The organism is Cohnella fermenti (genome assembly GCF_004801405.1).
In the GTDB taxonomy this organism is placed as follows: domain Bacteria; phylum Bacillota; class Bacilli; order Paenibacillales; family Paenibacillaceae; genus Cohnella; species Cohnella fermenti.
In genome coordinates this window covers 1-24,802 of the sequence record NZ_SSOB01000068.1, presented here as the reverse complement: position 1 = coordinate 24,802, position 24,802 = coordinate 1, and the positions used below count along the sequence as shown (strand labels likewise).

Below are 24,802 nucleotides of genomic sequence, written 5' to 3'. Positions count from 1 at the left end.
GCACCTTCCCCCTACAGCTCCCGCTTCATATTGATCGCATACGGAACGAAGCCCGCCCGCTGCCAGAAGCTCCTGCCTCTCGAATTGGCCGCCAGCACGTCGATCTCGACGGCCGAGACGTTCTTGAAGCGCAGCTCCTTCAGCAGCTCGATCCCGCGAAGACCGAAGCCCTTCTCCCGCCATTCCCGCCTAATAAAATACTGCCGAACATAAGCTTCCCTGCGATGCGGTCGATACGGATTGTTCTTATAGAAGTACAGCACGTAACCGACTACTTCGCTCCCGTGAACCAAAAGATCGATCTGCCAGGAAGCGCGCAGCCAATCGAGCATTCTCGTCTTGAGCTCCGCCAGGCTCATCGGATTGGTGCTGCCTTCGTCCTCGATCAGGTGCTTGTTCATCTCCGCCAGAAGATCCAGATCGGCCTCGGCCGCACATCTTAGTTGCAGGTCCATCTTAGCGTTCTTCGTCGACCTGGAAGACGGAATCGACAATAATGGGGAGGTTCACCCTGACGGAGACGGCCCCGAAGACGGATCGTGCGTGAAGACCTTGCTTCTCCCCGAACACGTCAAGCATAAGGTCCGAGAATCCGTTCAGCACCTTGTGATGCTCGTCGAAGTCGGCGCTCGCGTTCACGAAGCCCTGCACCTTGACGACTCTTTTGATTCGATCAAGCGAGCCTAACTCGGCCTTCACGACGGCAAGCACCTCCAAGCCCGCCAGCCTGGCGAATTGATACCCTTCCTCGGCCGTATAATCAATGCCCAGCTTGCCCTTAGGGCCTCTGGACGGACCTTTGCCCGAGACGAACATCAGCCCGTTCGCGACAACGCAGTTGGCATACTTGGCGGCAGGCTCGCTCGCAGCCGGAAGCACGATTCCGAGCTCTCTCATTCGTTGTTCGATCGTCATTGCGCTCATCCAATCTCCTCCAGGGATTCGCTTCTACTCGTCCATTCCATTCTACCCCGCCGCTCTCCTCCCCGTCGAATGAATAAATTCGATGTCCGCAATGGTGGGCTTCGATGCGAGTTCATATTCAATCATTCGCCCAAGTCGTCGTCCTCCTCGAACACGATCATCTTCCTCCGACTCCGAGCCTCGGAATCCGATCGTGTGCTTCTCCACCGTCTCCTGGAGAGAACGGCAGCTCCCAACTATGTTTTTCCAAGGGGGACTCTTATCCCATCCGTTCAGGCCTCTGAATTCCCAATAATTAGGATACTGATAGAGGGGGATAAGGCACCCTTTGCGGCAAAGGGGACTCCCTCGGACAGCGAGGCGACATATACAGTAGGGGGGTATCCGGAATCCTTTCATTTTTTTCTGCGTTCTACCCGAATTCCAGACAATCTGCTAAAATAAAATTGGAAAACGACTCCAAAAATGCGATTAATCGAGGTGTCCGATGAAGAAAAACATTCTTACCCTTGGCGCGTGTTTGCTTATCCTGTCTTCCTTCTCCTCTTACACCGATGCAGCCTCCTCCATCAAAACATACAAAAATTGCACCGAGTTGAATGCCGTGTATAAAGGCGGAGTGGCGCAATCCGCGTCCGTCAAAAACAAAGGCGGCAAAACCAAATACAAACCTTACGTCTCGAAAGAACTGTACGCGGCAAACAAAAAGCTCGATCGGGATAAGGATCTCATCGCCTGCGAGAAATAAGCAACTCATTGAACAAAAAGACGACGCCGGAAGATCCGGTCTGCCCGTCGCTTCCTAACGTCGCCTTGCTATGCCATCGTATACCTTGCCTGCCTTCTACTCTGTCTACTCCGTCTACTCTGTCGGGAACAGCGCAGTGGACAAGTACCGCTCGCCCGTATCCGGAAGCAGGACAACGATCGTCTTGCCCTTGTTCTCCGGCAGCTTCGCCAATTGCATCGCCGCATAGGTGACCGCGCCGGAGGAGATGCCGACCAGCAGGCCTTCCGTTCTCGCCAGCTCGCGGGCCGTCTCGAGCGCATCGTCCCCGCGAACCGGGAAAATCTCGTCCACCACGTCGCGGTTGAAGTTGTCGGGCACAAAGCCGGCGCCGATGCCCTGGATCTTATGCAGCCCCTTGGCGCCGCCCGACAGAACGGGCGATTCCACCGGCTCGACGGCAACGATCTTCACGGAAGGCTTACGCTCCTTCAGCACCTCGCCGACACCGCTGACCGTGCCGCCCGTGCCGACGCCTGCGATGAACATATCCACTTCGCCGTCCGTGTCGTCCCAGATCTCGAGCGCCGTCGTGCTCTTATGGATGCTCGGATTCGCCGGGTTGTTGAACTGCTGCGGCATGAACGCGCCGGGAGTCTCCCTGACGATCTCCTCCGCCTTGCGGATTGCGCCCGCCATTCCTTCGTTCGCCGGCGTCAGCACCAGCTCGGCCCCGAGCGCGAGCATCAGCTTGCGGCGTTCGATCGTGAAGCTCTCCGGCAGCGTGATGATCAGCTTGTAGCCGAGCGCCGCCGCTGCGAACGCAAGCCCGACGCCCGTATTGCCGCTCGTCGGCTCGACGATTGTCGCTCCCGGCTTCAGCAGGCCGCGCTCCTCCGCGTCCTTGATCATGGCATAGCCGATGCGGTCCTTCACGCTGCCTGCCGGATTGAAGTATTCCAGCTTGGCGACGATTTTCGCGCCCAGCTTGTGATTGTCTGCAAGATGTCCAAGCTCCAGAAGCGGAGTGTTGCCGATCAGATCCGTCAGTCTCTTCGCGATTCTTGCCAATTCGATAACCTCCATTGTCATTCCCTATGCATTGCTCTTCTTAGAACTCTATCATTCCTGTCGGCGGAATTCAAACTCCGTGCCCGACGCGGCTGCGCTATCCAACCGCCTTCTCTTGGTGCGGCGTTTCATGCAGTTTTATGTGTTTTTTCACATTCGCCGGCTTGAATTCCGCAGGGTGTGGGGCATTTTATATGGTTTTTGGCATAAATGGGGGCAGCCCGGGGCGGAGCAGCCCCTGTGAATGTGAATTTTCGCATAAAATCAGCCAAATGACCCGTCACGAGACGATATCAATGTGATTTTTCGCATAAAATCCCGGCAACCAGCGGCAAACAAACCGGCATCACCGTCCCATCGGCTTCATCGGGCTTTATCGGGCTTCAGCGGCTTCCGTCCCGCATACGACTGCAAGCATGCTAAACAAGACCCCTTCGCGCGAAGGGGCCCTTGACCTGCGGAACGAGTCCGGACGACGGTTATTCGTCAAGGTTGACCGTATAGGTGCAGCGGAATCGTTCCGCACCCGCTCCCGCTTCGCCGAGGCTCTCGATCACGAAGCCGATGTTGCGATAGAACTCGATCGCTTCCTCGTCGGTCTCCGCGAGCAGAATATCCGGCGCTTCCCAGGCGATCAGCTCGAGCACCGTCAGACGGCCGAAGCCCTTGCCCCGTTCCTCGGGGGCGACGGCCAGATGCTTGATCGTCAGCACGTTATCCTCGTTCACTTCATATCCGACGATTCCGACCAGTCGATCTTCGTCCACATATCCCATCAGGTCCAGTCGACCGTCCGTCTCGTATTCGCGGATCGCCTCCGCCAGACGGCCGGGGTCCGGGAACACGGCCATCTCGAGCAGCTCCGCTACTTCCGGCTGCCCCAGCTTCTCTCTCAGATCGATAAACACGCAAGCTCTCTCCATTTCTACTGTCTAGTGTCCACGCGGACCGTACCCAACGCTTCTCTTCTATTAGACCATTAATTCGCCCAGAACACCACCGATTTCCGATCCAATTCTGCACCAATTCGAAGAAAATGTTGTCCGATGTCGCTCCGTGACGCTTCTTCGCCGTCCCAGGCATCGATCACGAGCTTGACGAGTCCATGCTGGCGTAAAATCGCGAGCAGCGCGGCCTTCAGCTTCGCCGCCTCGCTCTCGATCGTCTCGGCCGCGGCCGCCTCCGGATGAAGGGCGTACACCCGCCGTCCGTTGTTCTCGAGCCAATAATCCCAGCGTCCTCCGCGCAACAGCAGGAAGTTGCCAGGCTTGCGGGAATAGGAGGCGCCGCGGGCTGCGACCGGCCATTCGAGCAGCAGGCCGTACGGATTCGCCGGGTCCGCGGCGGCAACGACCGTGAACGGCTCCCCGCCCTCCGCTTCCTTCGACTCCAACCGGCGAACGGCTTCCGCCAGCTCCTTCGTCGTAAACTGCAGCGACGCGTCCCCGCGAATGAAGACGCCGCGCGTGACCGCTCCCCATTCCTCCAGCCGCTTCATCACCGGATAGAAGGAATCCCAGTCGAATGGGGACGCCCGCGCGACCAATTCCTTGTTAATCAGCCCGTAGCTGCCGAGCAGGTGGTGCGCCCAATGGACGGCCGATGCTTCCCGTCGGTCCCGGCCAGCCCTGTCTGCGGCTACGCCGCTCTCCTCCGAACGCTCGGCCCTCTCCGCCAGCCCGCCCGTCCAATACCATCTTCCGAAGCCGGAGCCCGCGCGGGCGGCGGCCGTCTTGCGCGTCTTCGCCGGCAGGGCGGCGAGGCGCATCGGAGCGAATTGGTCGTTCGAGACGCGGCCTTCCCAGACCAGCTCAAGCAGCTCGTCCAGCAGCTCCGACGGAAGCTTGTTCTCTTCCCGGGCAAGCCGGGTCAGGAAGCTGGCGCCGCCCCGCTTCAGCCTCTCCAGCAGCGCCGGGTAACGGGTCGATTGATTCTCGCTGCCCAGAAAAGGAGCATACAGCTCCGTGCTGTCCACGAGGAAAAACGCGATTTTCCCCTCCTTGTCGCCTTCCTCCTTCTTCCCGATCCAGACGATCTCCCCGCTCGAGCAGAGCTGGTCCAGCTCCTCCTTGCGGTATCGGACCATTCGCGCGGGCAGCAGCATCGACTCCCAATGCGGCAGCGGGGCGAACAAGCCCTGCAGCTTCTCCAGCACCTGCAGCAGGCCGGGCGCCCCTTCCTTCCGGCTCTCCGTTCCGAGCGATTGCAGTTCGGCGATCTGCGCGCACCAGCTCTCCGCTTCGAACGCATGGGCCTCCCGTCGGGCCTCGCCGATCGACAAGCGGACCATTCGCGCCGCCAGCTTCGAGCTCGTCCAGAGCTTCTCTTCCGCATACGCGGCATGGGGAGCCCGTTCGACGACTCCGCGCGCGAGCATGTCCTCAACCGCTGCCTCCGCCTGCTTCAGGCCCAAACCCGGGTACCTCTCGCACAGTTGCAGCTCCGTGAACGAGAGCACCTGCTCCGCGTAACGGTTCAGCACAAACGTTCGGGCCTCGGCGGAATCCGGGAAGGCCTCGTACAGAGCCGCTTCGTCGGCGCAGATCCAGCGCAGATCCCCGTCCCCGGTCAAGTCGACCTCGCGAACCTTGCCGCGCCGTTCCAGTTCTTCGAGCCAGACGAGCGCCGCTCCGCTTCCCGCCTTCCGAACCAACTCGTCGGCCGTGCGGTCTCCTCCCTGCTTCAGAGCCCGATACAAGCTGTCCGCATCGCTGACCGCATCCGTCTCCTCGATCCGCCGCCGCTCCGCTTCCACGACGGATGCGGGAATCGCTTCGGAGAGCTTCTCCTCTCCGAACAACTGGCCGGCCAACTCCTTGCTGACGTTCAGAAGCTGCAGCTTGATGCCGTCGTCGAGCCCGTCCCCCTCGTACACCTTCATGTTCACGTAATCGGCGAGGAACTGCGAAGCGAAGGTCGAAGGGTGAGGAGTCTCCTTAACGACGATATCGATCTCGCCGGAGCGGATCGCCTCCAGCACTCCCTTCAGGTTCTCGGTGTCGAGATAGTCGAACAGACACTCCCGCATCGCCTCCCGGAGATGGGGGAAGCGCTCGGCATACGGCATCGCCGCCCGCAGCAGCTCCTCGCCGCGCAGTCTCTTCTGCCAGAGCGGCGTGCGGGTGAAGCTCCGCGAGAGCAGCAGCGACGTCTCTGCGATGCGGCGGAACGCCATGCCGAGCAGCGGCGAGCCGACGATCGCTTCGGTAAGCAGCTTCTCCAGATGCTCCGGGGACACTTGCCGGATCGCCTGAATCCAGGAGGAATCCCACTCCGGCAGCACGAACTCGATGCCGTTGTCCTTGGCATTGCCGTACAGCCGGTAAGGCAGCAATTGCTCCAGTTGCCGTTCGATCGCGAGCAGCCAGGCCCGATTGACCCTGCGGCCGAAGAAGTTGTGCAGGATGACGTGGGTCTGGTTCATCACGTCCCGGTAATATTCGATGACGATCGTTCGGTCCGTCGGCAGCGCGCAGAAGCTCCTCTGCGACTCGATCAGGCCGACGAGCGCTTCGGCGCTCTCGCCGTCCAGCGAATACTCGTCCGCGAGCCAGCCGTAAACCTTCTCGTCCGCCGGCCCGATGCGGTCCGCCAGCTCCTTCACGAACGCCCCGATCTTCCGTCCGACCTCGTACGATCGACCGCCCGACTCGGCGCGCCAGAACGGAACCTCGCTGAACCGGTTGCCCGCTTCCGACACGTAGACGCGATCCTGCTTGATCTCGCGGATCATCCATGAGCTCGTTCCGAGCTGGAACACGTCGCCGACTCGGCTCTCCTGAATAAATTCCTCATCCAGTTCCCCGAGATGAACCCGGCTGTCCAGATGATGCACAGGGTAGTTCCCGCTGGACGGAATCGTTCCGACGCCGGTTACGGAAGCCATCGCCGAATTGCTTCGACGGGCGATAACGCCCGTCTTCGGGTCCCAATCGAGCAGCGGACGCGCGAACGGATACAGGCCGGACAGCACCTGCACGACCTCCTCCAGCCGCTCGTACGAGAACGACCTATACACCTCGCACCGGCAGATCAATCGGTGGGCGTCGCGCAGAGGCCGCTCCGCCTGGACGACCATCCCGACGAGCTGCTGCGACAGCACGTCGAGCGGCGTTCGCGGCAGGCGGATCTCCTCGATGTCCCGCTCCTTGATCAGCCGGCTGAGCACGGCGATCTCGGGCAGCGTTCCCCGCTGCCTCGCCACGATCGCTCCCCGGCTCGCCTGGCCGACCGCATGCCCGGCGCGCCCGATGCGCTGAATGCCGCGGGCCGCCTCAAGCGGCGAATCGAGCTGAATCACGAGGTCGACGAAGCCGACGTCGATGCCCAGCTCGAGCGAAGACGTCGCAACCAGGCAGCGAAGCTCCCCTTCCTTCATCAGCTTCTCGACCTCCAGCCGCCGCTCCCGGGACATGCTTCCGTGATGCGAACGGGCCATCTCGTAGCCGACGTGATCGTTAAGGCGGAGACACAGCCGCTCGCACAGCCTTCGGCTGTTCACGAACAGGAGCACCGAACGCGCTCCGTCCATGAGCGTCATCAGCCGATTGAGCAGCGGAAGCCACACGCCTTCCCGCGATTGGACCGGCTGGCTCTGGTCCGGCATCGTCACAAGCAGCTCGAGCTTCTTCTCCATCGCGCTCTCGACGATCGCCACCTCGCGCGGTCGGAAGCCGAGCGGATGCCCGCCCTCGGAGCCGGCGGGACCCGCTTCGCCTGCACGGGACGCCCCCGCTTCCGCCGCCGAAGCGTCCCCTTCCTCCGGCCGCTCTTCCCAGCCGCCGAGGAACCGGGCGACCCGCTCCAGCGGCTTCTGCGTCGCGGACACGCCGATTCGCTGCAACGGCCGCGCCGCCCACTCCTCCAGCCGCTCGAGCGACAGCGACAGATGGGCGCCGCGCTTATCCGCGGCGAGCTCGTGAATCTCGTCCACGACGACCTGCTCCACCGTGCGCAGCATCGCCAGCCCCTTCTCCGAAGACAGGAGCAGGTAGAGCGACTCGGGCGTCGTCACGAGCACGTCCGGCGGATTCCGCAGCATGGACGCCCGCTGGGACGATGTCGTGTCCCCGGTGCGCACCGCGCTGCGGATGCCGGGCCACGGCTCGCCAAGCCGCGCGGCCGCCTCGGCCAGCTCGTCCACGAAGCCGAGCACATGATGGTGAATGTCGTTGTTCAGCGCCTTAAGCGGCGTGATATAGAGAACGCGCACGCCCTTAACGCGCTTCTCCTTCTGCCTCTCCCCCGCTGCGGCAACGATTCGATTCAGGCAAGGAAGCAGCGCGGCGAGCGTCTTGCCCGAGCCCGTCGGCGCGGCGATCAGCGCGTGCTTGCCCGCCTCGATCTCGCGCCAGGCGCGAACCTGGACGTCCGTCGGCTCGCCGAATGCATCCGCGAACCAAGCCCCCAGCACCGGGTGGAAGCCTGCTAACGCCCCTGTCGATCGACTCAACAGATTTGCCTCCTCTTATTCCGAATCCCGTCCCGTAATAAGCCATTCTCCCGCAATGCCCGGGGTTGTCATCTGCACCGGATCGAGAATGACGTCCATCTCCTCTTGGGTGAGGAGATGCTTCTCCAGAATGAGCTCCTTGATCGGAATGCCCGTCCGCAGCGCTTCCTTCACGAGACCGGCGGCTACCTCGTAGCCGAGGTGCGGGTTCAGCGCCGTCACGATGCCGAAGCTGCCGTGCACGTAAGCGGCGCAGCGGTCGCGATTCGCCTCCATGCCTTCGAGCGCGTACCGAACGAAGACTTCGACCGCGTTGCGCAGAATCTTCAGAGATTGCAGCAGATTGAAGGCGAGCACCGGCCCCATCACGTTCAGCTCGAACTGTCCCGCTTCCGAAGCCAGGCAGATCGTATGATCGTTGCCGATAATCTGGAACGCCGCCTGGTTCAGCACCTCAGCCATGACCGGGTTCACCTTGCCCGGCATGATCGACGAACCCGGCTGTCTCTCCGGCAAGTGAATCTCGCTTAGGCCCGTGCGCGGCCCGGACGCCATCAGGCGAATGTCGTTGGCCATCTTCGACAGGCTCACCGCGCACACCTTCAGCATCGCCGACAGCTCGGTGTACGCATCCGTGTTCTGCGTCGCATCCACGAGATTCGTCGCCGCATGAATCGGAATGCCGAAGTCGGTCGCCATCAGCCGGACGACTTCCTCGATGTATTCCGGCTTGGCGTTCAGCCCCGTGCCGACGGCCGTCGCTCCCATATTCACTGCGAGCAGGCTGTCCGCCGCCCTCGCAATCCGCCCGCCGTCCCGTCCGATGACCGCCGCATACGCTCCGAACTCCTGGCCCATCCGGATCGGCACCGCGTCCTGCAGGTGAGTCCGGCCCATTTTGACCACGTCGTCGAACTGCTTCGCCTTCTCCTCCAGAGCGAACTTGAGCTGCCCGAGCGTCTCGGTCAGCCGCCCTGTCAGCTTGTACGCCGCCAGGCGGATCGCCGTCGGAATTGCGTCGTTCGTCGACTGCGACATGTTCACGTGGTTGTTCGGACTGCAATGGAAGTATTCGCCCTTCCCGCGGCCGAGCAGCTCGAGCGCGCGATTGGCGAGCACCTCGTTCATGTTCATATTGATCGACGTCCCGGCGCCGCCCTGGATCGAATCGATGATGAATTGATCGGCGAGGCCGCCGCTTGCCACTTCATCCGCCGCCTTCACAATCGCATCCGCAATGCTCGGCGGGAGCATTCTCGTCTTCTTGTTCGCCAGCGCCGCCGCCTTCTTCACGTGCGCCAGCGCTTCGATCAGCTCGGAATGGACCGGCACGCCCGTAATCGGGAAGTTCTCGACGGCACGCAGCGTCTGTATGCCGTAATATGCCTCCGCCGGAACCTGCTTCTCCCCCAGAAAATCCTTCTCGACGCGAAACTCCATCCGAAATCCCCCCTCGTGACTGAAGCGATTTTTCTACACTTTCCATTATAAAGGAAGGCGCGCCCGGATACGAATCCTTGTCTGAATCGCTCGGGAATAGCGTACTTCCGTTCGAATGCTGGCAGGTTCCGCCGCTTCACGTGAAACATCCAGTAAATCCCTTTCATAAAACGACAATAGCAAGAAGAACCGCCAAGGAAGGTAGCCCGAGCGATCCTTCCGGGTTTCCTGATCCGGGTTCCGGCACCGCCGACTTTTGCGCCTTTTGCGCCTTTTGCGATTTTATATGATTTTTCGCATTCGTCGGCTTCGCGCAGAGGGAATTGAGCCGTTTTATGCGGTTTTTAGCATACATCCGGCACCACGGGCCGGAAAATCCGCCATGAATGCGGTTTTTCGCATATAAACGGGCAGAGCACCCGTTATCGAGCTGTATGAATGTGAAATTTCACATCCATCCGCGTGTTCATTGCCACATCTCGGCAAACAGCTTGCTGACCGGGAACGACACGCAAGGCAGCTTGTCCGAAGCGACGACGTCCTCGCCGCCGAACTCATTCTCGAGCTCGTAGTACCCGCCATCCGTCAGGCCATATTGCTCCAGCGTCTTCGTCAGCGGGTCAATCATCCAATACTCCGGAACGCCGTGCTTCGCGTACACTTTGGACTTCACAACCTTATCCCGCTTGCGCGTGCTCGGAGACAAAATCTCCACAACGAGATCCGGCACCCCTTCGATCCCGCGATTCGTCACGATGGCGCTCCGACTGCGGTGGACCATAAGAACGTCGGGCTGCAGCACGTTCGTCCTCGTCAGAATGACATCGAGCGGGGCGAACAGAACAATGTAATCCGATCGACAACTGCCCGCAAGAAGCATCAGCAACTCCCTTGCAATCACTTGATGCGTTGTCGTCACGCCGGGAGGCATCATCTCGAGCACCCCGTCAATCACCTCGTACCGCTGCCCGTCATCCGGCATCTCCGCATACATCTCATACGTGACTTGCCCTTCCCGCACAACGTCCTCATTCCGCTTGTTCGAGCTCATCCCCATCCCCCTGAACGTGGAAAATAAAAGCACCTCGACAAAGAAACACGCAGCGTGTTCATCCTTGTGAGGTGCTTCCCCGATACTTCGATGTCTTCATTATCTCCAAGCACGGCTTGTCTGTCAATCACGAATCCGACCGCGAATCCGACCGCTTGCGAATCTGCCCATCGCTCAGCCGATCTTCGCCCTCTGCAGCCGCAGCGCGTTCAGCACGACCGAGACGGAGCTGAGCGCCATCGCCGCGCCGGCCAGCCACGGAGCGAGCAGGCCGCAGGCGGCGATCGGGATGCCGATCACATTGTACGCCAGCGCCCAGAACAGGTTCTGGCGGATGTTGCGCATCGTCCGGCGGCTGAGCGAGATCGCGTCCACTACTCCGTTCAAGTCGCCGCGCATCAGCGTCACATCGGCGGCGGCGATCGCCGCATCGGTGCCGGTTCCGACCGCCATGCCGATGTCCGCCGTCGCCAGCGCGGGCGCATCGTTGATGCCGTCCCCGACCATGGCGACCTTGCGGCCCTCCGCTTGCAGCTTGCGGATCTGCTCCGCCTTGCCCTCCGGGAGCACCTGCGCGACGATCTCGTCGATGCCCGCTTCCGAGGCGACCGCTCGCGCTGTACGCTCGTTATCGCCCGTCAGCATGACGACCCGCAGCCCTTCCTTCTTGAGCCGCTCCACCGCCGCGCGCGAGGTCGGCTTGATCGTGTCGGCGACGGCGACGATTGCCGCATACGTTCCGTCCACGGCCACGAGCATCGCCGTCTTGCCTTCCGCCTCGAGCCGCTCCATACGCGCAGTCGCTCCGGCGACATCGACCCCGCGCTCGCTCATAAGCAGGCGCGTGCCGACCAGCACGCGGCGCCCTTCCGCCGTCGCTTCCACGCCGTAGCCCGGCAGCGCCGCGAACGTCTCCGGCTCAATCCGGCGCACGTCGCCCGCGTCGGTCAAGCCCTGCGCGATCGCTTCCGCAAGCGGATGCTCCGATGCCTTCTCCGCGGCCAGAATCCAGACGGCAACCTCCTGCCGATCCCATCCGTCCGCGACATGCAAATCCGTCAGCATCGGCAACCCGTTCGTGACCGTGCCCGTCTTGTCCAGAACGACCGTGTCGACCGCTTGGGTCCGTTCCAGATGCTCCCCGCCCTTGAACAGAACGCCGAGCTCCGCTGCCCGGCCGGAACCCGCCATGATCGAGGTCGGGGTGGCCAGCCCGAGCGCGCACGGGCAAGCGATGACAAGCACCGCGATTGCCGCCTCAAGCGCGGCGGACCATTCGCCGGGACGGACGGCAAGCAGCCAGACCAGGAACACGAGCACCGCAATGCCGACGACAATCGGCACGAAGACGCCCGAGATGACGTCCGCGACCCGCTGGATCGGTGCCTTCGAGCTCTGCGCCTCCTCGACGATGCGGATGATCTGCGCCAGCGCCGATTCCTTCCCCACCTTCGTCGCGCGGACCAGCAGCCGGCCGTTCCGATTGAGCGTCGCCCCGAAAACAGCGTCGCCCGCCTTCTTCTCGACCGGCAGGCTCTCCCCGGTCAGCATCGATTCGTCGACCGTGGACAGGCCTTCCTCCACCACGCCGTCCGCCGGCAGCTTCTCCCCCGGCTTCACGACGACAAGGTCGCCCTTCGCGACATCCTCGACAGGAACGACAAGCTCCTCGCCGTCCCTGACGACAAGCGCGGTCTTCGCCTGCAGCTTCATCAACGAGCGGATCGCTTCCGACGACCGCCCCTTCGCCATCGCTTCGAACAGCTTGCCGAGCAGGATCAGCGTAATGAGCACCGCGCTCGTCTCGTAATACAGCTCGATGTCATGGGCGTGAGGCTCCGTCCAGGAACGAATCGTCTGGTACACGCTGTACCCGTATGCCGCAGAGGTGCCGAGCGCAACGAGCACGTCCATGTTCGCGCTGCCGCTGCGGAGCGCCTTGTACGCTCCTTCGTAGAAGCGCCAGCCGATCAGGAACTGAACGGGCGTCGCCAGCGCGAACTGGAACCACGGCTTCATGAACAGCTCCGGCACCGGCAGCCCGGACAGGAACGCGAAGTGGCCGACCATCGCCCACAGCAGCGGCAACGACAGAATGGCCGACGCGGCGAACGCGAACGTTCTCCCTCTCCTCTCCAGCCGATGGCGCTCCTGCTGGTCTTGCTCGATTTTCCGCGCGGCCTTGTAGCCCAACTGCTCGATCTTGCGAACGACGTCCGCCTCCGACAGCTCGCCCGGCGAATAGACCACCTTGGCCGTCTCCAACGCCAGATTGACCGTCGCGTTCGCCACGCCGGGCAGCCGGTTCAGCCCCTTCTCGATCCGCGCCGCACACGCCGCACACGTCATTCCCCCGATGTCCAGATCAAGACTCTCCGAGGGAATGGCGCCCGCCGCACTTGCATTCTCCAGAGCCAATTGCTTCTCAGCGTCCATCCCGCCCACCTCCGAATACCCCCCAAGGGTATATATCATGTTGAAAAAAAGGAACTTGGAACGTTCCCCGCCTCCGAGAATCGTCCCCAAGCTCCGCCTGGCGTTCGCTGCCGTTACACGACGTCGTAGCCCTGATCTTCGATCGCTTCCTTCAGGCTTGCGACCGATGTCTTGCTCTCGTCATATTCGATGGCGACCGACTTGCCCGCCAGATCCACCTTGGCCGAAGCTCCCAGCTTGCCCACCGCGCCTTCCACCGCGCTGACGCAGTGACCGCACGACATTCCTTCCACCTTCAACGTTATATTGGACATCCATAGCCCTCCTTAATGTTATGAGCTCGAATTACTTCATCAGCTTGTTGACCGTTACGAGCAACTCGTCGATGACTTCGTTCTCGCCGGCTTGAATCCGTTCCACGATACAGCTTCGCATATGGCCTTCCAGAAGCAGCTTGCCCACCGAGCCCAATGCGGACTGCACGGCGGCAATCTGGTTGAGCACGTCGTCGCAATACGTGTCCTTCTCGATCAAACCTTTGATGCCCCGAATCTGCCCTTCGATGCGGTTAAGGCGGGAGACCAGATTGCCCTTCATCTCGCTCGAATGGTGGCTTCTCCTGACCGCCTGACTGCCGGTATGGCAACTCTCGTGGGCGTTCGTCTCCTTCGTGTGCTCCATCGTCGATCACCTCGCTTCTTCATAATAATATACCCCACAGGGGTATGTCAAGGCGATTGGTTGTTTTCCCCGCTGCGGTTGTGCCCCATGAGGATGAATGGTTGCTCTGCGACGGCGATTGTATGCGGTTTTTCACATTCATTCGGCGTTCCGAGGCCTGCGACGACAATTATATGTGGTTTTTCACATTCATTCGGCGTTTTGGAGGCTGCGACAGCAATTGTATGTGGTTTTTCGCATTCATTCGGCGCTTTGAGGGCCTGCGACGGCGATTGTATGCGGTTTTTCATATTCATTCGGCGTTTCGAGGTCCTGCGACGGCAATTATATGCGATTTTTCGCATTCATTCGGCGTATTGGAGGCTGCGACGGCAATTGTATGTGGTTTTTCACATTCATTCGGCGTTTCGAGGCCGATGAGGGGCGATCAGCTTCCCCCGTACATGATCTTCATCGCCAACCTGTCCAATCGCTCCCGCATCGCGCGGTCCGCGTCGCCGCCCTCTTCGGGATTGGCCAGAAGCTGCCGCTTCTTGATCAGGTAATAATCGAAGAGCGCGCTCATCAGCGTCAGGTTGTGCTTCATCAGGTAGACCGGGTCAACCAAGTTGCGGAAAATCAGCTCGTCCTGCATGATCAGCAGAGACGCGTTCTGCCGGATGAACACTCCCGCTTCCATGCCCTCTTCATAAAGCTGCCGAAGCCGCTCGTTGCGCGCTCCGATCGCGGATTCCAGCTTGCCGTACAGCTCGGGGAACGTCTCGCGCAGATCCTTCACGAACGCGTCCGAGCGATAGCTTGCGATGACGAGCGTCTGGACGAACGTGTCGCGGAACCGCTTCTCGCAAGGAACGTCCGCGTTCGGGAGATCCTCCGCGTCCTTCTCCTCCACATACCCCACGAAGTCCTCCACAAGCAGCTCGATGATCTCGTCCTTGGAAGCGAAATATTTGTACAGCGTCGCCTTGGAGATATCCATATGCCTCGCGATATCCTCCATGCGAAGCTGCTGGAAGCCCGAACTTCTCAGGGGAGAGAGCAGCTTGCCGGCGAGCTTGCTCTTGCATTCGCGGTCCGTATAGCGGCAGCCCGGCTGTTCGTCGTTGATCTTCAAAGCGCTTCCCCCTTCCTATACAAACAGTATAATCGATTGTCGGGTAGAGGTAAACGTTGTGAACGAACTATACGTTTTTGATTAAATTCGTTTACATCGACTACGTGTTGAGGTATGATCGAGAAACCATAGAAGCAGTTGCAGAAGGCGCTGCGGATAACAGAGAGATAAAGAGGAGAAATGGAGAGAAAATTCATGATGACCGACAACGCGGGCAATATGGGCAATACAGAGCAAGGCCAAAGCCAAGTTAAATTCTGGCCGGTGATGTTCGCGATCTTCTTCGGCTCGTTCCTGAGCGTTATGGGGATCAGCACGATTAATCTCGCCCTTCCGTTCCTGATCGAGGACTTCCACAGCAATCTGAACACGATCCAATGGGTGTTGACCGGCTTCATGCTCTCGCTGGGCGTCATCGCACCGCTGACCGGCTATCTGGGCAGTCGCTTCGGGTTCAAAAAGCTGTATTTGTACGCCATGATAGGCTTCGTCACGTTCTCGCTGCTGTGTGCGCTGTCCTGGAACACGGGTTCGCTGATCGCGTTCCGAATTATTCAGGGAGCGTTCAGCGGCCTCGTGCTGCCGGCGACGATGACGATTATTTTCCAGGTCATCCCGCGCGACCGGCAGCCGTTCGCCGTCAGCATCTGGGCGCTGTCCGCCATGCTCGCCCCGGCCTTCGGCCCGACGATCAGCGGCTGGCTGATCCAGAACTTCAGTTGGCAATGGCTGTTCTACCTGAACGTGCCGATCGGCCTTATTGCCATTCTGTTTATCCAGCTCATGATTCCGGATTACCGTATCGGGGGGCGCAAGCCGCTCGACCTGGCCGGGCTTGCCGCCGTCGTCGTCAGCAGCACGGCTCTCCTGCTCGGGCTGAGCGAAGGCCGGCAGTGGGGATGGACGTCCTGGAGCACGCTCGGCCTGTTCGCCCTCGGGCTGATCTCGCTTGCCCTGTTCATCTGGCGCGAGCTTCGGGCCGCCCAGCCGCTGCTGAATCTTCGCGTATTCGCGAACGGACGGTTCACCCTGGCGCTCGTCTCTTCGACGATCACGATGATCAGCCTCTATTCCGGGACGCTGCTCGTGCCGCTGTTCCTGCAGAACGTGCAGCGCATCTCGGCGCTCGACACCGGCATCATCATGCTGCCGGCCTCCCTCGTCATGGCGCTGTGCATGCCGATCGCCGGCAAGCTGTACGACCGGCTCGGGCCGCTGTGGATGACCGCGGGAGGCCTCATCCTCATTCTCGTCGGCAGCTTCGAGATGGCCCGGCTGGACGTCGGCGTCTCCCATGCCTACATCATCCTCTGGATGACCGTGCGCAATATCGGCGTGTCGTTCGCTTCCGCAGCGACGGGTACGGCCAGCATGGAAGAGATTCCGCGCGCCCAATCCGGCGACGCTTCCTCCGTCAGCAACTGGGTGCGCAATGTCGGCGGTTCGTTCGCCATCGCGCTGTTCACCTCGCTCCTGATCTCGAACGCGGCGTCGCACGGGCGGGACTTGGCCGATTCCGGCAGCTCGCCGGAGTCGGCACAACTGCTCGCTTACACGATGGGCGTTAACGATGTCTTCCTCGTGGCGACAGTCATCGCCGCGCTTGCGCTGCCGTTCAGCATCCCCGTGCGGAAGAAGCGCCGCCAACCGGCCCCCGCCCCGATCCAGCCGCCGTCGGCAGCAGCGCCGAGCGAAGAGCGAATGGCCTAAATTCCGCCCGGCGGCTCAGCGGCTCCCCAGCAGGCGGCCGACATGGAGGCCGCTCGCGGCGGCTTGAGAGAGGGAATGGGTCGTGCCGGAGCAATCGCCGATAACGTATAAGCCGGGAACGCTTGTCTCGAACCGCTCGTCGGTGGCGATGCCGGGAGAATACAGCTTGGCGTCGATCGCGTACACAATCGTATCGTCGTCGATCGGTTCGCCGATCAGCTTCTCCAGCGCCTCCAGGAATTCAAGCGCGGCGCGGACGTACAGCTCCGGCACTTCCTTCCGGAGATCTGCCGGCTCGGCAGCGAGCGTAGGCTGGATCGTTCGGGCGGCGGCGGCTACCGTAGTCGCAAGTCCCGCTCCGCCTTCCCCTGCGAACTCTCTGCCTTCCCTTGCGAACTCTCTGCCTTCCCTTGCGAACTCTCTGCCTTCCCCTGCGAACTCTCCGTCTTCCTCCGCGAGCCCTGCCCGAAGGTCTGCGAGCCGCTGCGCCGCGATGCGGTTGCGGCCGCGGTTGATGCCGCCTACGACCTCGTGCAGGCGGCGGTCCGCTTCGTCCAAGGTGGAGAAGAAGGCCGGCACGAACAGGGTGAAGTTCAAGTTGCCCGTGCCGCCGTCTCCCCGCTCCCGCGCATTCTGGCCGTCCGGCATCGCAAGCCCTTCCTGAAGCTTGAGGACGACCCGCCCGCGAGGGTTCATGCAGTACGTCGTCGCCGAATAGCCGTCTGCGGAGAAGCGCAGCTTCGTCTCGAACGCGCGCCCGAGAAGCGTGTCCAACTGATCGCCCCGCATCTCGATCCGCAGGCCAAGATCCAGCCGCGCCTCTCCCCGTCCCAAGCCCAGCGCAGCGCATTGCCGCGACAGCCACTCGTTGCCGCTTCGCCCCGTGGCGATAAGAACCGTGTCCGCTTCGAGCTCTTCGCCGTCCGACAGCGTCAGCTCGAAGCCTCCGCCTTCAAGCGGGCGAAGCTCCCGAACTTCCGTGCGGAAGCGCCAGGCGATCCGGTTCTCCAGCTCCCCGTAGATGCCGCCCAGCACCGCTCGGGACAGCTCCGTCCCGAGATGGCGCGTTCGGGTCGCAAGCGTGTCGAAGCCCGCCGCCCGAGCCCTCGCGGACAGCTCCGGGTCGCTTGTATCGTAAATTCCGACACGATCGGCCCCGTGGGCGCACAGCACCGCGTCGACCTCATCCATCAACGCCAACGCGCGCTCGCTGCCGACCTTCCGTTCAAGATCCCCGCCGAAGTCGTTCGTATAGTTGTACTTCCCCTCCGACAAGCCCAAGCCTCCGAAGCCGACGTACTTGTCGCACGCCTCGCAGTCGCAGCTCCCTTCGCCTTCCTGCGGGCAGCGGCGCTCCTCCAGCTTCTTGCCCTTATCGATCACAAGCGTCCTGCGCCCTTGGCCCGCCAATTCGAGGGCCGCATAAATTCCGGCTACACCCGCTCCGACAATAACGAATTCGTATCTCAAAACCAACTCTCCCGTCAATCCCGTTCGTAGATCGAGCCCGAGCGGCTCGCGAAGAACTCCCCGTACACCTTCTCTGCGTACGCGTCCGTCATTCCGGCGATGTAGTCGGCGACCATGCGCTCCCACGGCCACTTGCCCCGCTGCAGCTCGTAGCTCTCCAGCCAATCCGGCGGAATGATCAGATTGCCCGTCTCGTACTCCTTGAAGCTGTCCCACAGCCTGCGAATGATGACCTCGCTTCGCTTATGGAGGCGCTGCACGCGGAAGTCCTTGATCAGCGTCACCCAAGCCAGCTTCTTCAGAATCTCCATCGTCCGCAGCAGCTCCAGGTCCTCTTCGCCTTCGCGTACGAACGTGACTCTTTTCCACCCCTTGTCCGGATCGTCGATAATGCCCACCTGGCTCGCGAACTTCCGCACCCAGCGCGCCTTGATCTCCCGTCTCGTCCGCGAGGTGTCGCGGCCGTTCTCGGCGTAGATCTCCTCCCACTGGCGCACGAATTGGCTCAGCACAACCTTCACGGTCGCCTTCAGGTCGATGCCGTCCCAGTTCATCTCCTTGTTGCCGGGGTCGTCGACGATCTCCTGCATGAGGTGGGACACGATCCGATCGTCCTCCGAGAAGTCCGTTCCGACCGGAATCTTGCCCGCGCGGATGCCGTCCTCGAGATCGTGCGTCGAATACGCGATGTCGTCGCACAGGTCCATCAGTTGAGCCTCGAGCGTCGCACAGCCCTCCGGCATCCCCCACAGCCCGCGCAGGTACTCGATGCCCTCCCACTCGCGGCGATACACGCCCTTCAGCCGGCCGGGCTCGTCTAGGCAGTACGGGTACTTGTTCACGCCGAGCAAGGCGGCTGCCGTCAGGTCCAGCCCGCTGTCGCTGCCCGCGCGCTTCTCGAGGAACATCAGAATGCGGAAGTTCTGAGCGTTGCCCTCGTACTTCTGCCCCATCTCCTTCTGGAGCAAGTCGTTCAGAACCTCTTCGCCCTTATGGCCGAACGGAGGATGGCCCAGATCGTGGGCAAGCGCGGCCACCTCGACGACCTCGGGGTCGATCATGAGGCCCGGATGCAGCTTGCGGGCGAGGAACGGGCAGCTCTTGCCGAGCCGCCGGGCCACCTCGCGGGCGATCTGCGACACCTCCAAGGAATGCGTCAGCCGCGTGCGATAATAATCGCCGGAGCCGGCGCCGAACACCTGCGACTTGCCCTGCAATCTTCGGAAGGCGGGGGATTGGATCAAGCGGGAATAGTCCTTCTCGTATTCGTCCCGGTCGTCCCCCGAATGGATATTCTCCGTATCGAACAATCTCAGCTTGCGTACATTCGTCTGCGTCATCTCGTCGTCACCTCGGAATTCGAACCATTTCTCGTATTGTATTGGTTTTCCGTATTGTTCGCCAGTACATGTGAGGAAAATGTAAAAAAACCGAACGCAACGCGTTCGGTTCCCTGAATTCCATTGGTCCGACAGGCTAGAATAAGTACGAGGCATAGTTGATGGTCACGGCCAAGGACACGCATAAGAAGACGATGGCCGGAAACCACTGGGAGAACTTGTCCTGCACGCGGAAGTGGACGAACATCGCGCCGATCATCGTCCCCGCCAACAGAATGCCGCCCCAGGCCGCGAAGCCGTGCGTCCAGATGCCGAGCAGCATCATTCCCGCCCCGAGCAATTCGACGACGCCGGTCACGTAACGCATCGCCGGAGGCAATCTCCACCGCTGAAAATTAATCAGTTGCGGCTTCGCGCCAGCCAGCTTCGAGAGTCCGCCGACCAGGAACGCGGCGACAAGCAGAATCTGCAACACGACGATTGGCAAGAGTAACGCCCTCCTATAACGACTGGACCGGATTGCCGGCTATCCGGTTGCATACAACTCCGATTAGTCCTATAGGCGAATTATAGGGGATACCGCCGAGACTGACAAGACTTAGCCTGACAGAGCTGGGACTTTCCTCCTATAAGTACTTGAGCAGAATCCTCTCGATGTTGCGCAGATGCCGCTTCATGCCCTCCGCCGCCGCTTCCGGATTGCGCGAGACGACCGCGGCCGCGATGTCGGAATGCTCCTCCAGCAGCCTCTCCGCGACGGTCCGGTTCGCATACAGCTCGACGCGGCGCACCTCGCGGATCGCCAGCTCCATCGGCGTCATGATCGAATCGAGCACCTTGGAGAGCATCGAATTGTGCGTCGCCTTGACGAGCGCAAGATGGAACTCGATGTCCGTCCGTTCGCCCTCGAGATCGTCCCCGACGGCGAGCGCCATCTCCTTCACGATTCGCTTCAGCGCCCGGACGTCTTCGTCCGTGCGCTTCTCCGCGGCGAGCGAGGCGATGGACGATTCGAGCGATTGCCGCACCTCGATGAGCTCCAGCAGCGTCTTCCGGTTCAGGCGCAGCGCCTCAAGCTCCGGCAGCTTGATCTCGGCTTCCGGCTCGGAGCGAATAACTGTGCAGCCGCCCCCCTGCCGAATCTCGATCAACCCCATCGCCTTCAGCGCGCTGAGCGCCTCGCGGGTCGTCGAGCGCCCGACGCCGAAGCGCTCCGACATCGCCTTCGTCGAGGGGAGCTTATCCCCGACCTTCAGCTTGCCCTCCAGAATCTGGCGCTTCAGTTGCTCCGTGATCTCTTCGTAATGGTTCCGTTTCGTAAGCGGGGTGACTTCCACGCCAGACATCTCCTTCCGTTCTTCTCTCTATCCTACTAGAAGAGCGTAAACGACGCCAGGCCCGTGTACGCCGATCGTCAGATCGTTCTCGATGTCCGACGAACGGCTCGGTCCGGTGATGAAGTGAATGCCCGCCGGCAAGCTCTCGCGGCCGCCCTGGTCGAACGCCGACAGCACTTCGCCGAGCCGCGTCTTCATCTGATCGACGGGGATGATAATCATCATGACGGTCGGCAGCAGCGACACCGAGCGTCCCTTGTCCTTCGACGACTTCACGACGACCGATCCGGTGTAGGCGACGGAATGGTCGGCGATGACGATGCCGAAGTCGGCTTCGGCGGAGCGCGCCTTCCAGTAGACGTCCGGATCGGTGTTCCAGACGGAGATGCTCGCGTCCGGAATCGCCGCCTCCAGCCCGAGCGCTTCCAGCTCCGGCTCGTTCTGGCGGACGATGTACCTCGCGCCCATCTCGCGCGCCTTGTCCGCGATGAAGTCGCGCGCCGCGTTCATATCGGCCAATCTCGCCACATGGCCGCCGACGCTCTGCCAGTTGGCGGAGAATCGCTCGATCTTCTCCTCGCGATCCCATTCGAATTCCTTCCAGAAGTCCGGAGCGCCGCGGAACGGATGCTCCGGCGCCTTCGTCATCGCAGGATGGCCGAGTCGCTGCGCGATTCCCGCCATAAAGGACGTCTGCTTGGCCTTGGACTGCTCCTCCATCTGCTTCAGCCACTCTTGGTGCGAATCAGCCATGATGATGACCTCCCCCTTGCCCTCTCCGCTTAACGGCGTCTTCGACCCGCTGCTTCATCTCCGGGCTCATCTCCTTCAGATCCGCGCGGATCTGCTGGTCGAGCGTCGCCCAGTTCTCGCGGAACGACTTCTTCGGCAGGCTCGGCGTTACCCGATAGGAGTTCCAGCCCTTCAGCGGCCCGAGCTTCGTGCGGATGCCGCCGTCGCGAACGACAAGCTTCTGGCCGATCTGGCCGAGCTTCACGACCGTGCGGAACCGCTTCGCGTTGCCGAGCAGCGTCGAGAAGCCCTTCATGCCCGCGCTCTCGATCTTGTTGCCGTGCCCCTTCTCGACCTTGCGGCGGCGAAGGTAGACGAGCATGTCGTGCAGCGGGATCTTGACCGGGCACGCCTCGTAGCAGGCGCCGCACAGGCTGGACGTGTTGGCGATGTCGTCCCACTCGGCGATGTTCTTGTTCAGCGCCGGCGTGAGCACCGCGCCGATCGGGCCGCTGTACGTGCCGCCGTAGGCGTGGCCGCCGATGTGGCGGTACACCGGGCAGGCGTTCAGGCACGCGCCGCAGCGAATGCAGTTGAGCAGCTCCTGGAATTCCGGATCGCCGAGCTGCAAGGAACGTCCGTTGTCGACGATGATGATGTGCATCTCGTCCGGGCCGTCCGCGTCTTCGCCGCGCCGCGGTCCCGAGATGGCGGACATGTACATCGTCAGCTTCTGGCCGGTCGCCGAGCGGGGCAGCAGCGTCGCCATGACCTCGAGATCCTGGAACGACGGGATGATGCGCTCCATCCCCATCAGCGTGATCTGCGTCTTCGGCAGCGTGGTGACCATCCGCGCATTGCCCTCGTTCTCGAAGAGAACCATCGAGCCCGTCTCGGCGATGGCGAAGTTGCAGCCGGTCATGCCGATATCCGCCTCCAGGAAGCTCTCCCGCAGCTTCTTGCGCACGAACCCGGCCAGCACCGTCGTATCCGCCTCCAGCTTCTCCCCCGCTACTTCGGACAGCAGATCGGCGATCTGATACCGGTTCTTGTGGATCGCCGGAATGACGATGTGCGACGGAGTCTCGCCCGCGAGCTGGATGATGTATTCGCCAAGGTCCGTCTCGATCGCCTCGACCCCGATTTTCTCCAAGGCCGCATTCAGGTGCAGCTCCTCGGACACCATCGACTTCGACTTCACGACGGTCTTCGCGCTCTTGCGCTCGGCGATCGCCATCGCGATCCGCACCGCGTCCGCGCCCGTATCCGCGAAGTGAACGTGAACGCCATTCGCCCTCGCGTTGTTCACGAACAGATTAAGATAATAGTCCAGGTGAGCGATCGTGTGCAGGCGAATCGCCCGACCGCGCTCCCGCCACAGCTCCCAGTTGCCGTGCTCGCTCGCTGCGTTCTTCTTCCCATTCCGGAGACGTTCAGTCGTGAACTTGACCGCCTTCCGCAGGAACTCGTCGTTCAGCGCCAGCTCCGCCCGTCCCTTGACCGTTCCGAGTGCTCCCTTCGCGCTCATGCCAGCTTCGCCCCTTCCGCAAGCAGCTCGGCCAGATGCATAACCCTAACCGGCTCGTTCCGATACCTGAGATTGCCCGCAATGTTCATCAGGCACGCCATGTCGAGCCCGACAAGCACCTCGGCTTCGGTCTCCTTGATATGATCGACCTTCTCCGACACCATCGCACCCGAGATGTCCGCCATCTTCACCGCGAACGTGCCCCCGAACCCGCAGCAATCCTCCGCGAACGGAAGCGGCACGAACTCGAGCCCCTGCACATGGCTGAGCAGCGCCATCGGCTCGTCCTTGATGCCGAGCAGGCGGCTGCCGTGGCAGGACGGATGATACGTCACCTTATGCGGGAACACCGCCCCGACGTCGGTCACGCCAAGCACCTGCACGAGGAATTGCGTGAACTCGAACGCCTTCTCCTGAAGCTTCAGTGCCCGCGCCTTGTTCGCCGGGTCGTTCTCGAACAGCTTCGGGTAATGATGAATCATCCCCGTGCACGAGCCCGACGGCGAGATGACGAAGTCGCTGTCCTCGAATGCGTTCAGAATCGTCTTCGCCGTCTCGCGCGCATCGTCCCAATACCCGCTGTTGAACGCCGGCTGACCGCAGCACGTCTGCACCTTCGGGAATTCGAGCCGGACTCCGTACTTCGCCAGCACGCGAACCATCGCTTCCCCCACCCGCGGGAAAATCGCGTCGCTCAAGCATGTAATAAACAAGGAGACTTTCATGCTGTTTGGCACCTCGATCGCATAATATCGTAAACATCTAATCACATTATCAGGTTGTCAGACAACTTTTGCAAGCGTTTTTCGCTTAGTGTTGGAGGAAAAGACGCGATTTAGCCATAATTGGGGGTGGCGGCGGGAGCTGGTGCTCATTCAAGGGTACTCTCGAGGTGCCAGGGGCGGGGCGTTCGGAATGGCTAATTTTTAAGCATTCAACGATACGCGAAACTCCAGAGGCCGATGAATGACTGATTTTTCAGCATTCAACGATAATCAAAGCTCCAGAGGCCGATGAATGACTAATTTTTAAGCATTCATTCGTTGCCGGCTCCTTCCGCGTCCTTGAATGCTTATTTTTTAGGCATTCAGCCGCCGATAGCCTCACCTCCGCCTCTGAATGCTTATTTTTTAGGCATTTGCCAGTTCGTTGCCCGAGTTGCCCGTCCCCCGTCGCCCCCTGACGGAGCAGAATGACGGTTTTCCCGTCATTCTCGCAAGCAGCCGTTAACAAACTGCCCACTCCCCCGCGATGCGGTTCGCTCCCCTGGCCCGTTGACGTTTGTGTCTTTTACGATTTTATGCGAATTTTCACATTCATCGGCTCGAATCGAAGGCAATCGCCGCGTTTTATGTGATTTTTCGCATACATCCGGCAATTCGAGCGTGCCTTTTCTCTATGTATGCTATTTTTCACATATAATCGCCCAAACGACCCGTTATCGAGGTGCACGAATGTGAAATTTCACATAAATTCCTGGCATACGGCGGCGGTATGGCGCTTCATCGACTTTTTCGGAGGGTTCCAGGCCGCTTGTAAGAGTCCGGCTGGGGCGCCCCGAGCGAATAAGATCGAAATTCCAACTACAATTTGCGCCTCGCTCCGGCTGTGGGCTCCGCTGTGCGGATTTGCCGCACAACTCCCCCGCACGCTGCCCAACCGCAATCATAACCACCCGTCCAACGGGTGGTTTGCTCTTGGGGTATAACCCCTTGTTGCCAAACTGCGCCTAAAGACGCCAGCCTGACAACAAGGTTGTTCAGGCTCAGGGTAATTTGTCACCTTCACG

At 61.2% G+C, this 24,802-nt stretch carries 20 protein-coding genes; 2 read left to right on the top strand and 18 right to left on the bottom strand.

What is annotated here, in order from left to right; genetic code table 11:
- Window positions 1-11: 11 nt before the first annotated feature.
- Together E6C55_RS31555 and E6C55_RS31550 are read right to left on the bottom strand one after the other, a co-directional pair.
- Window positions 12-455: a GNAT family N-acetyltransferase gene (locus E6C55_RS31555; RefSeq protein ID WP_136373824.1), complete on the bottom strand. Its 444-nt coding sequence runs from the start codon at window positions 453-455 to the stop codon at window positions 12-14.
- A 1-nt stretch (window position 456) separates the two neighbouring features.
- Window positions 457-915, bottom strand: coding sequence for a RidA family protein (locus E6C55_RS31550; protein ID WP_136373835.1), 459 nt, complete (start codon window positions 913-915; stop codon window positions 457-459).
- 496 nt (window positions 916-1,411) lie between these two features.
- On the opposite strand from E6C55_RS31550, the gene E6C55_RS31545 reads away from it, so the two are divergent.
- Window positions 1,412-1,672, top strand: a complete 261-nt coding sequence (locus tag E6C55_RS31545) for an excalibur calcium-binding domain-containing protein (protein ID WP_136373823.1) — start codon at window positions 1,412-1,414, stop codon at window positions 1,670-1,672.
- 114 nt (window positions 1,673-1,786) lie between these two features.
- Here E6C55_RS31545 and cysK read toward each other — a convergent pair whose 3' ends face one another.
- From cysK to E6C55_RS31500, 9 genes are all read right to left on the bottom strand, one after another.
- On the bottom strand, window positions 1,787-2,722 hold the full coding sequence (gene cysK / locus E6C55_RS31540; protein ID WP_136373822.1) for a cysteine synthase A: 936 nt from the start codon (window positions 2,720-2,722) through the stop codon (window positions 1,787-1,789).
- Window positions 2,723-3,201: 479 nt separating this feature from the next.
- Complete coding sequence (locus tag E6C55_RS31535) at window positions 3,202-3,630, bottom strand: GNAT family N-acetyltransferase (protein ID WP_230986949.1); 429 nt, start codon at window positions 3,628-3,630, stop codon at window positions 3,202-3,204.
- A gap of 71 nt (window positions 3,631-3,701) precedes the next feature.
- Window positions 3,702-8,174: a DEAD/DEAH box helicase gene (locus E6C55_RS31530; RefSeq protein ID WP_136373820.1), complete on the bottom strand. Its 4,473-nt coding sequence runs from the start codon at window positions 8,172-8,174 to the stop codon at window positions 3,702-3,704.
- 15 nt (window positions 8,175-8,189) lie between these two features.
- On the bottom strand, window positions 8,190-9,614 hold the full coding sequence (locus E6C55_RS31525; protein WP_136373819.1) for an aspartate ammonia-lyase: 1,425 nt from the start codon (window positions 9,612-9,614) through the stop codon (window positions 8,190-8,192).
- 466 nt (window positions 9,615-10,080) lie between these two features.
- Complete coding sequence (locus tag E6C55_RS31520; protein ID WP_136373818.1) at window positions 10,081-10,665, bottom strand: Uma2 family endonuclease; 585 nt, start codon at window positions 10,663-10,665, stop codon at window positions 10,081-10,083.
- Between the two features lie 174 nt (window positions 10,666-10,839).
- On the bottom strand, window positions 10,840-13,101 hold the full coding sequence (locus tag E6C55_RS31515) for a heavy metal translocating P-type ATPase (protein ID WP_230986948.1): 2,262 nt from the start codon (window positions 13,099-13,101) through the stop codon (window positions 10,840-10,842).
- A 113-nt stretch (window positions 13,102-13,214) separates the two neighbouring features.
- Complete coding sequence (locus E6C55_RS31510; RefSeq protein WP_136373816.1) at window positions 13,215-13,415, bottom strand: copper ion binding protein; 201 nt, start codon at window positions 13,413-13,415, stop codon at window positions 13,215-13,217.
- A 31-nt stretch (window positions 13,416-13,446) separates the two neighbouring features.
- Window positions 13,447-13,782, bottom strand: a complete 336-nt coding sequence (locus E6C55_RS31505) for a metal-sensitive transcriptional regulator (RefSeq protein WP_230986947.1) — start codon at window positions 13,780-13,782, stop codon at window positions 13,447-13,449.
- 427 nt (window positions 13,783-14,209) lie between these two features.
- Window positions 14,210-14,896, bottom strand: a complete 687-nt coding sequence (locus E6C55_RS31500; RefSeq protein ID WP_136373815.1) for a TetR/AcrR family transcriptional regulator — start codon at window positions 14,894-14,896, stop codon at window positions 14,210-14,212.
- A 195-nt stretch (window positions 14,897-15,091) separates the two neighbouring features.
- On the opposite strand from E6C55_RS31500, the gene E6C55_RS31495 reads away from it, so the two are divergent.
- On the top strand, window positions 15,092-16,606 hold the full coding sequence (locus E6C55_RS31495; RefSeq protein ID WP_230986946.1) for an MDR family MFS transporter: 1,515 nt from the start codon (window positions 15,092-15,094) through the stop codon (window positions 16,604-16,606).
- A gap of 15 nt (window positions 16,607-16,621) precedes the next feature.
- Here the strand turns inward: E6C55_RS31495 and E6C55_RS31490 are convergent, their stop codons facing one another.
- From E6C55_RS31490 to E6C55_RS31460, 7 genes are all read right to left on the bottom strand, one after another.
- A complete protein-coding gene (locus E6C55_RS31490; protein WP_230986945.1) occupies window positions 16,622-18,076 on the bottom strand; it encodes an NAD(P)/FAD-dependent oxidoreductase in 1,455 nt (484 codons plus the stop codon).
- Window positions 18,077-18,090: 14 nt separating this feature from the next.
- On the bottom strand, window positions 18,091-19,416 hold the full coding sequence (locus tag E6C55_RS31485) for a deoxyguanosinetriphosphate triphosphohydrolase family protein (RefSeq protein ID WP_136373814.1): 1,326 nt from the start codon (window positions 19,414-19,416) through the stop codon (window positions 18,091-18,093).
- 136 nt (window positions 19,417-19,552) lie between these two features.
- Entirely contained in the window at window positions 19,553-19,903 is a 351-nt protein-coding gene (locus E6C55_RS31480; protein WP_168735981.1) for a DoxX family protein, read from the bottom strand.
- A gap of 139 nt (window positions 19,904-20,042) precedes the next feature.
- Window positions 20,043-20,762 (bottom strand): FadR/GntR family transcriptional regulator, encoded by a 720-nt coding sequence (locus E6C55_RS31475; RefSeq protein ID WP_330999682.1) that lies wholly within the window; start codon window positions 20,760-20,762, stop codon window positions 20,043-20,045.
- An 18-nt stretch (window positions 20,763-20,780) separates the two neighbouring features.
- Entirely contained in the window at window positions 20,781-21,506 is a 726-nt protein-coding gene (locus tag E6C55_RS31470; RefSeq protein ID WP_136373811.1) for a LutC/YkgG family protein, read from the bottom strand.
- Window positions 21,499-23,013 carry a LutB/LldF family L-lactate oxidation iron-sulfur protein gene (locus tag E6C55_RS31465; RefSeq protein ID WP_136373810.1) on the bottom strand — a complete coding sequence of 505 codons (1,515 nt, stop codon included), beginning with the start codon at window positions 23,011-23,013 and terminating at the stop codon, window positions 21,499-21,501. Before E6C55_RS31465 ends, E6C55_RS31470 begins: the two co-directional genes overlap by 8 nt.
- Window positions 23,010-23,738, bottom strand: a complete 729-nt coding sequence (locus E6C55_RS31460) for a (Fe-S)-binding protein (RefSeq protein ID WP_136373809.1) — start codon at window positions 23,736-23,738, stop codon at window positions 23,010-23,012. Before E6C55_RS31460 ends, E6C55_RS31465 begins: the two co-directional genes overlap by 4 nt.
- Window positions 23,739-24,802 lie beyond the last annotated feature (1,064 nt).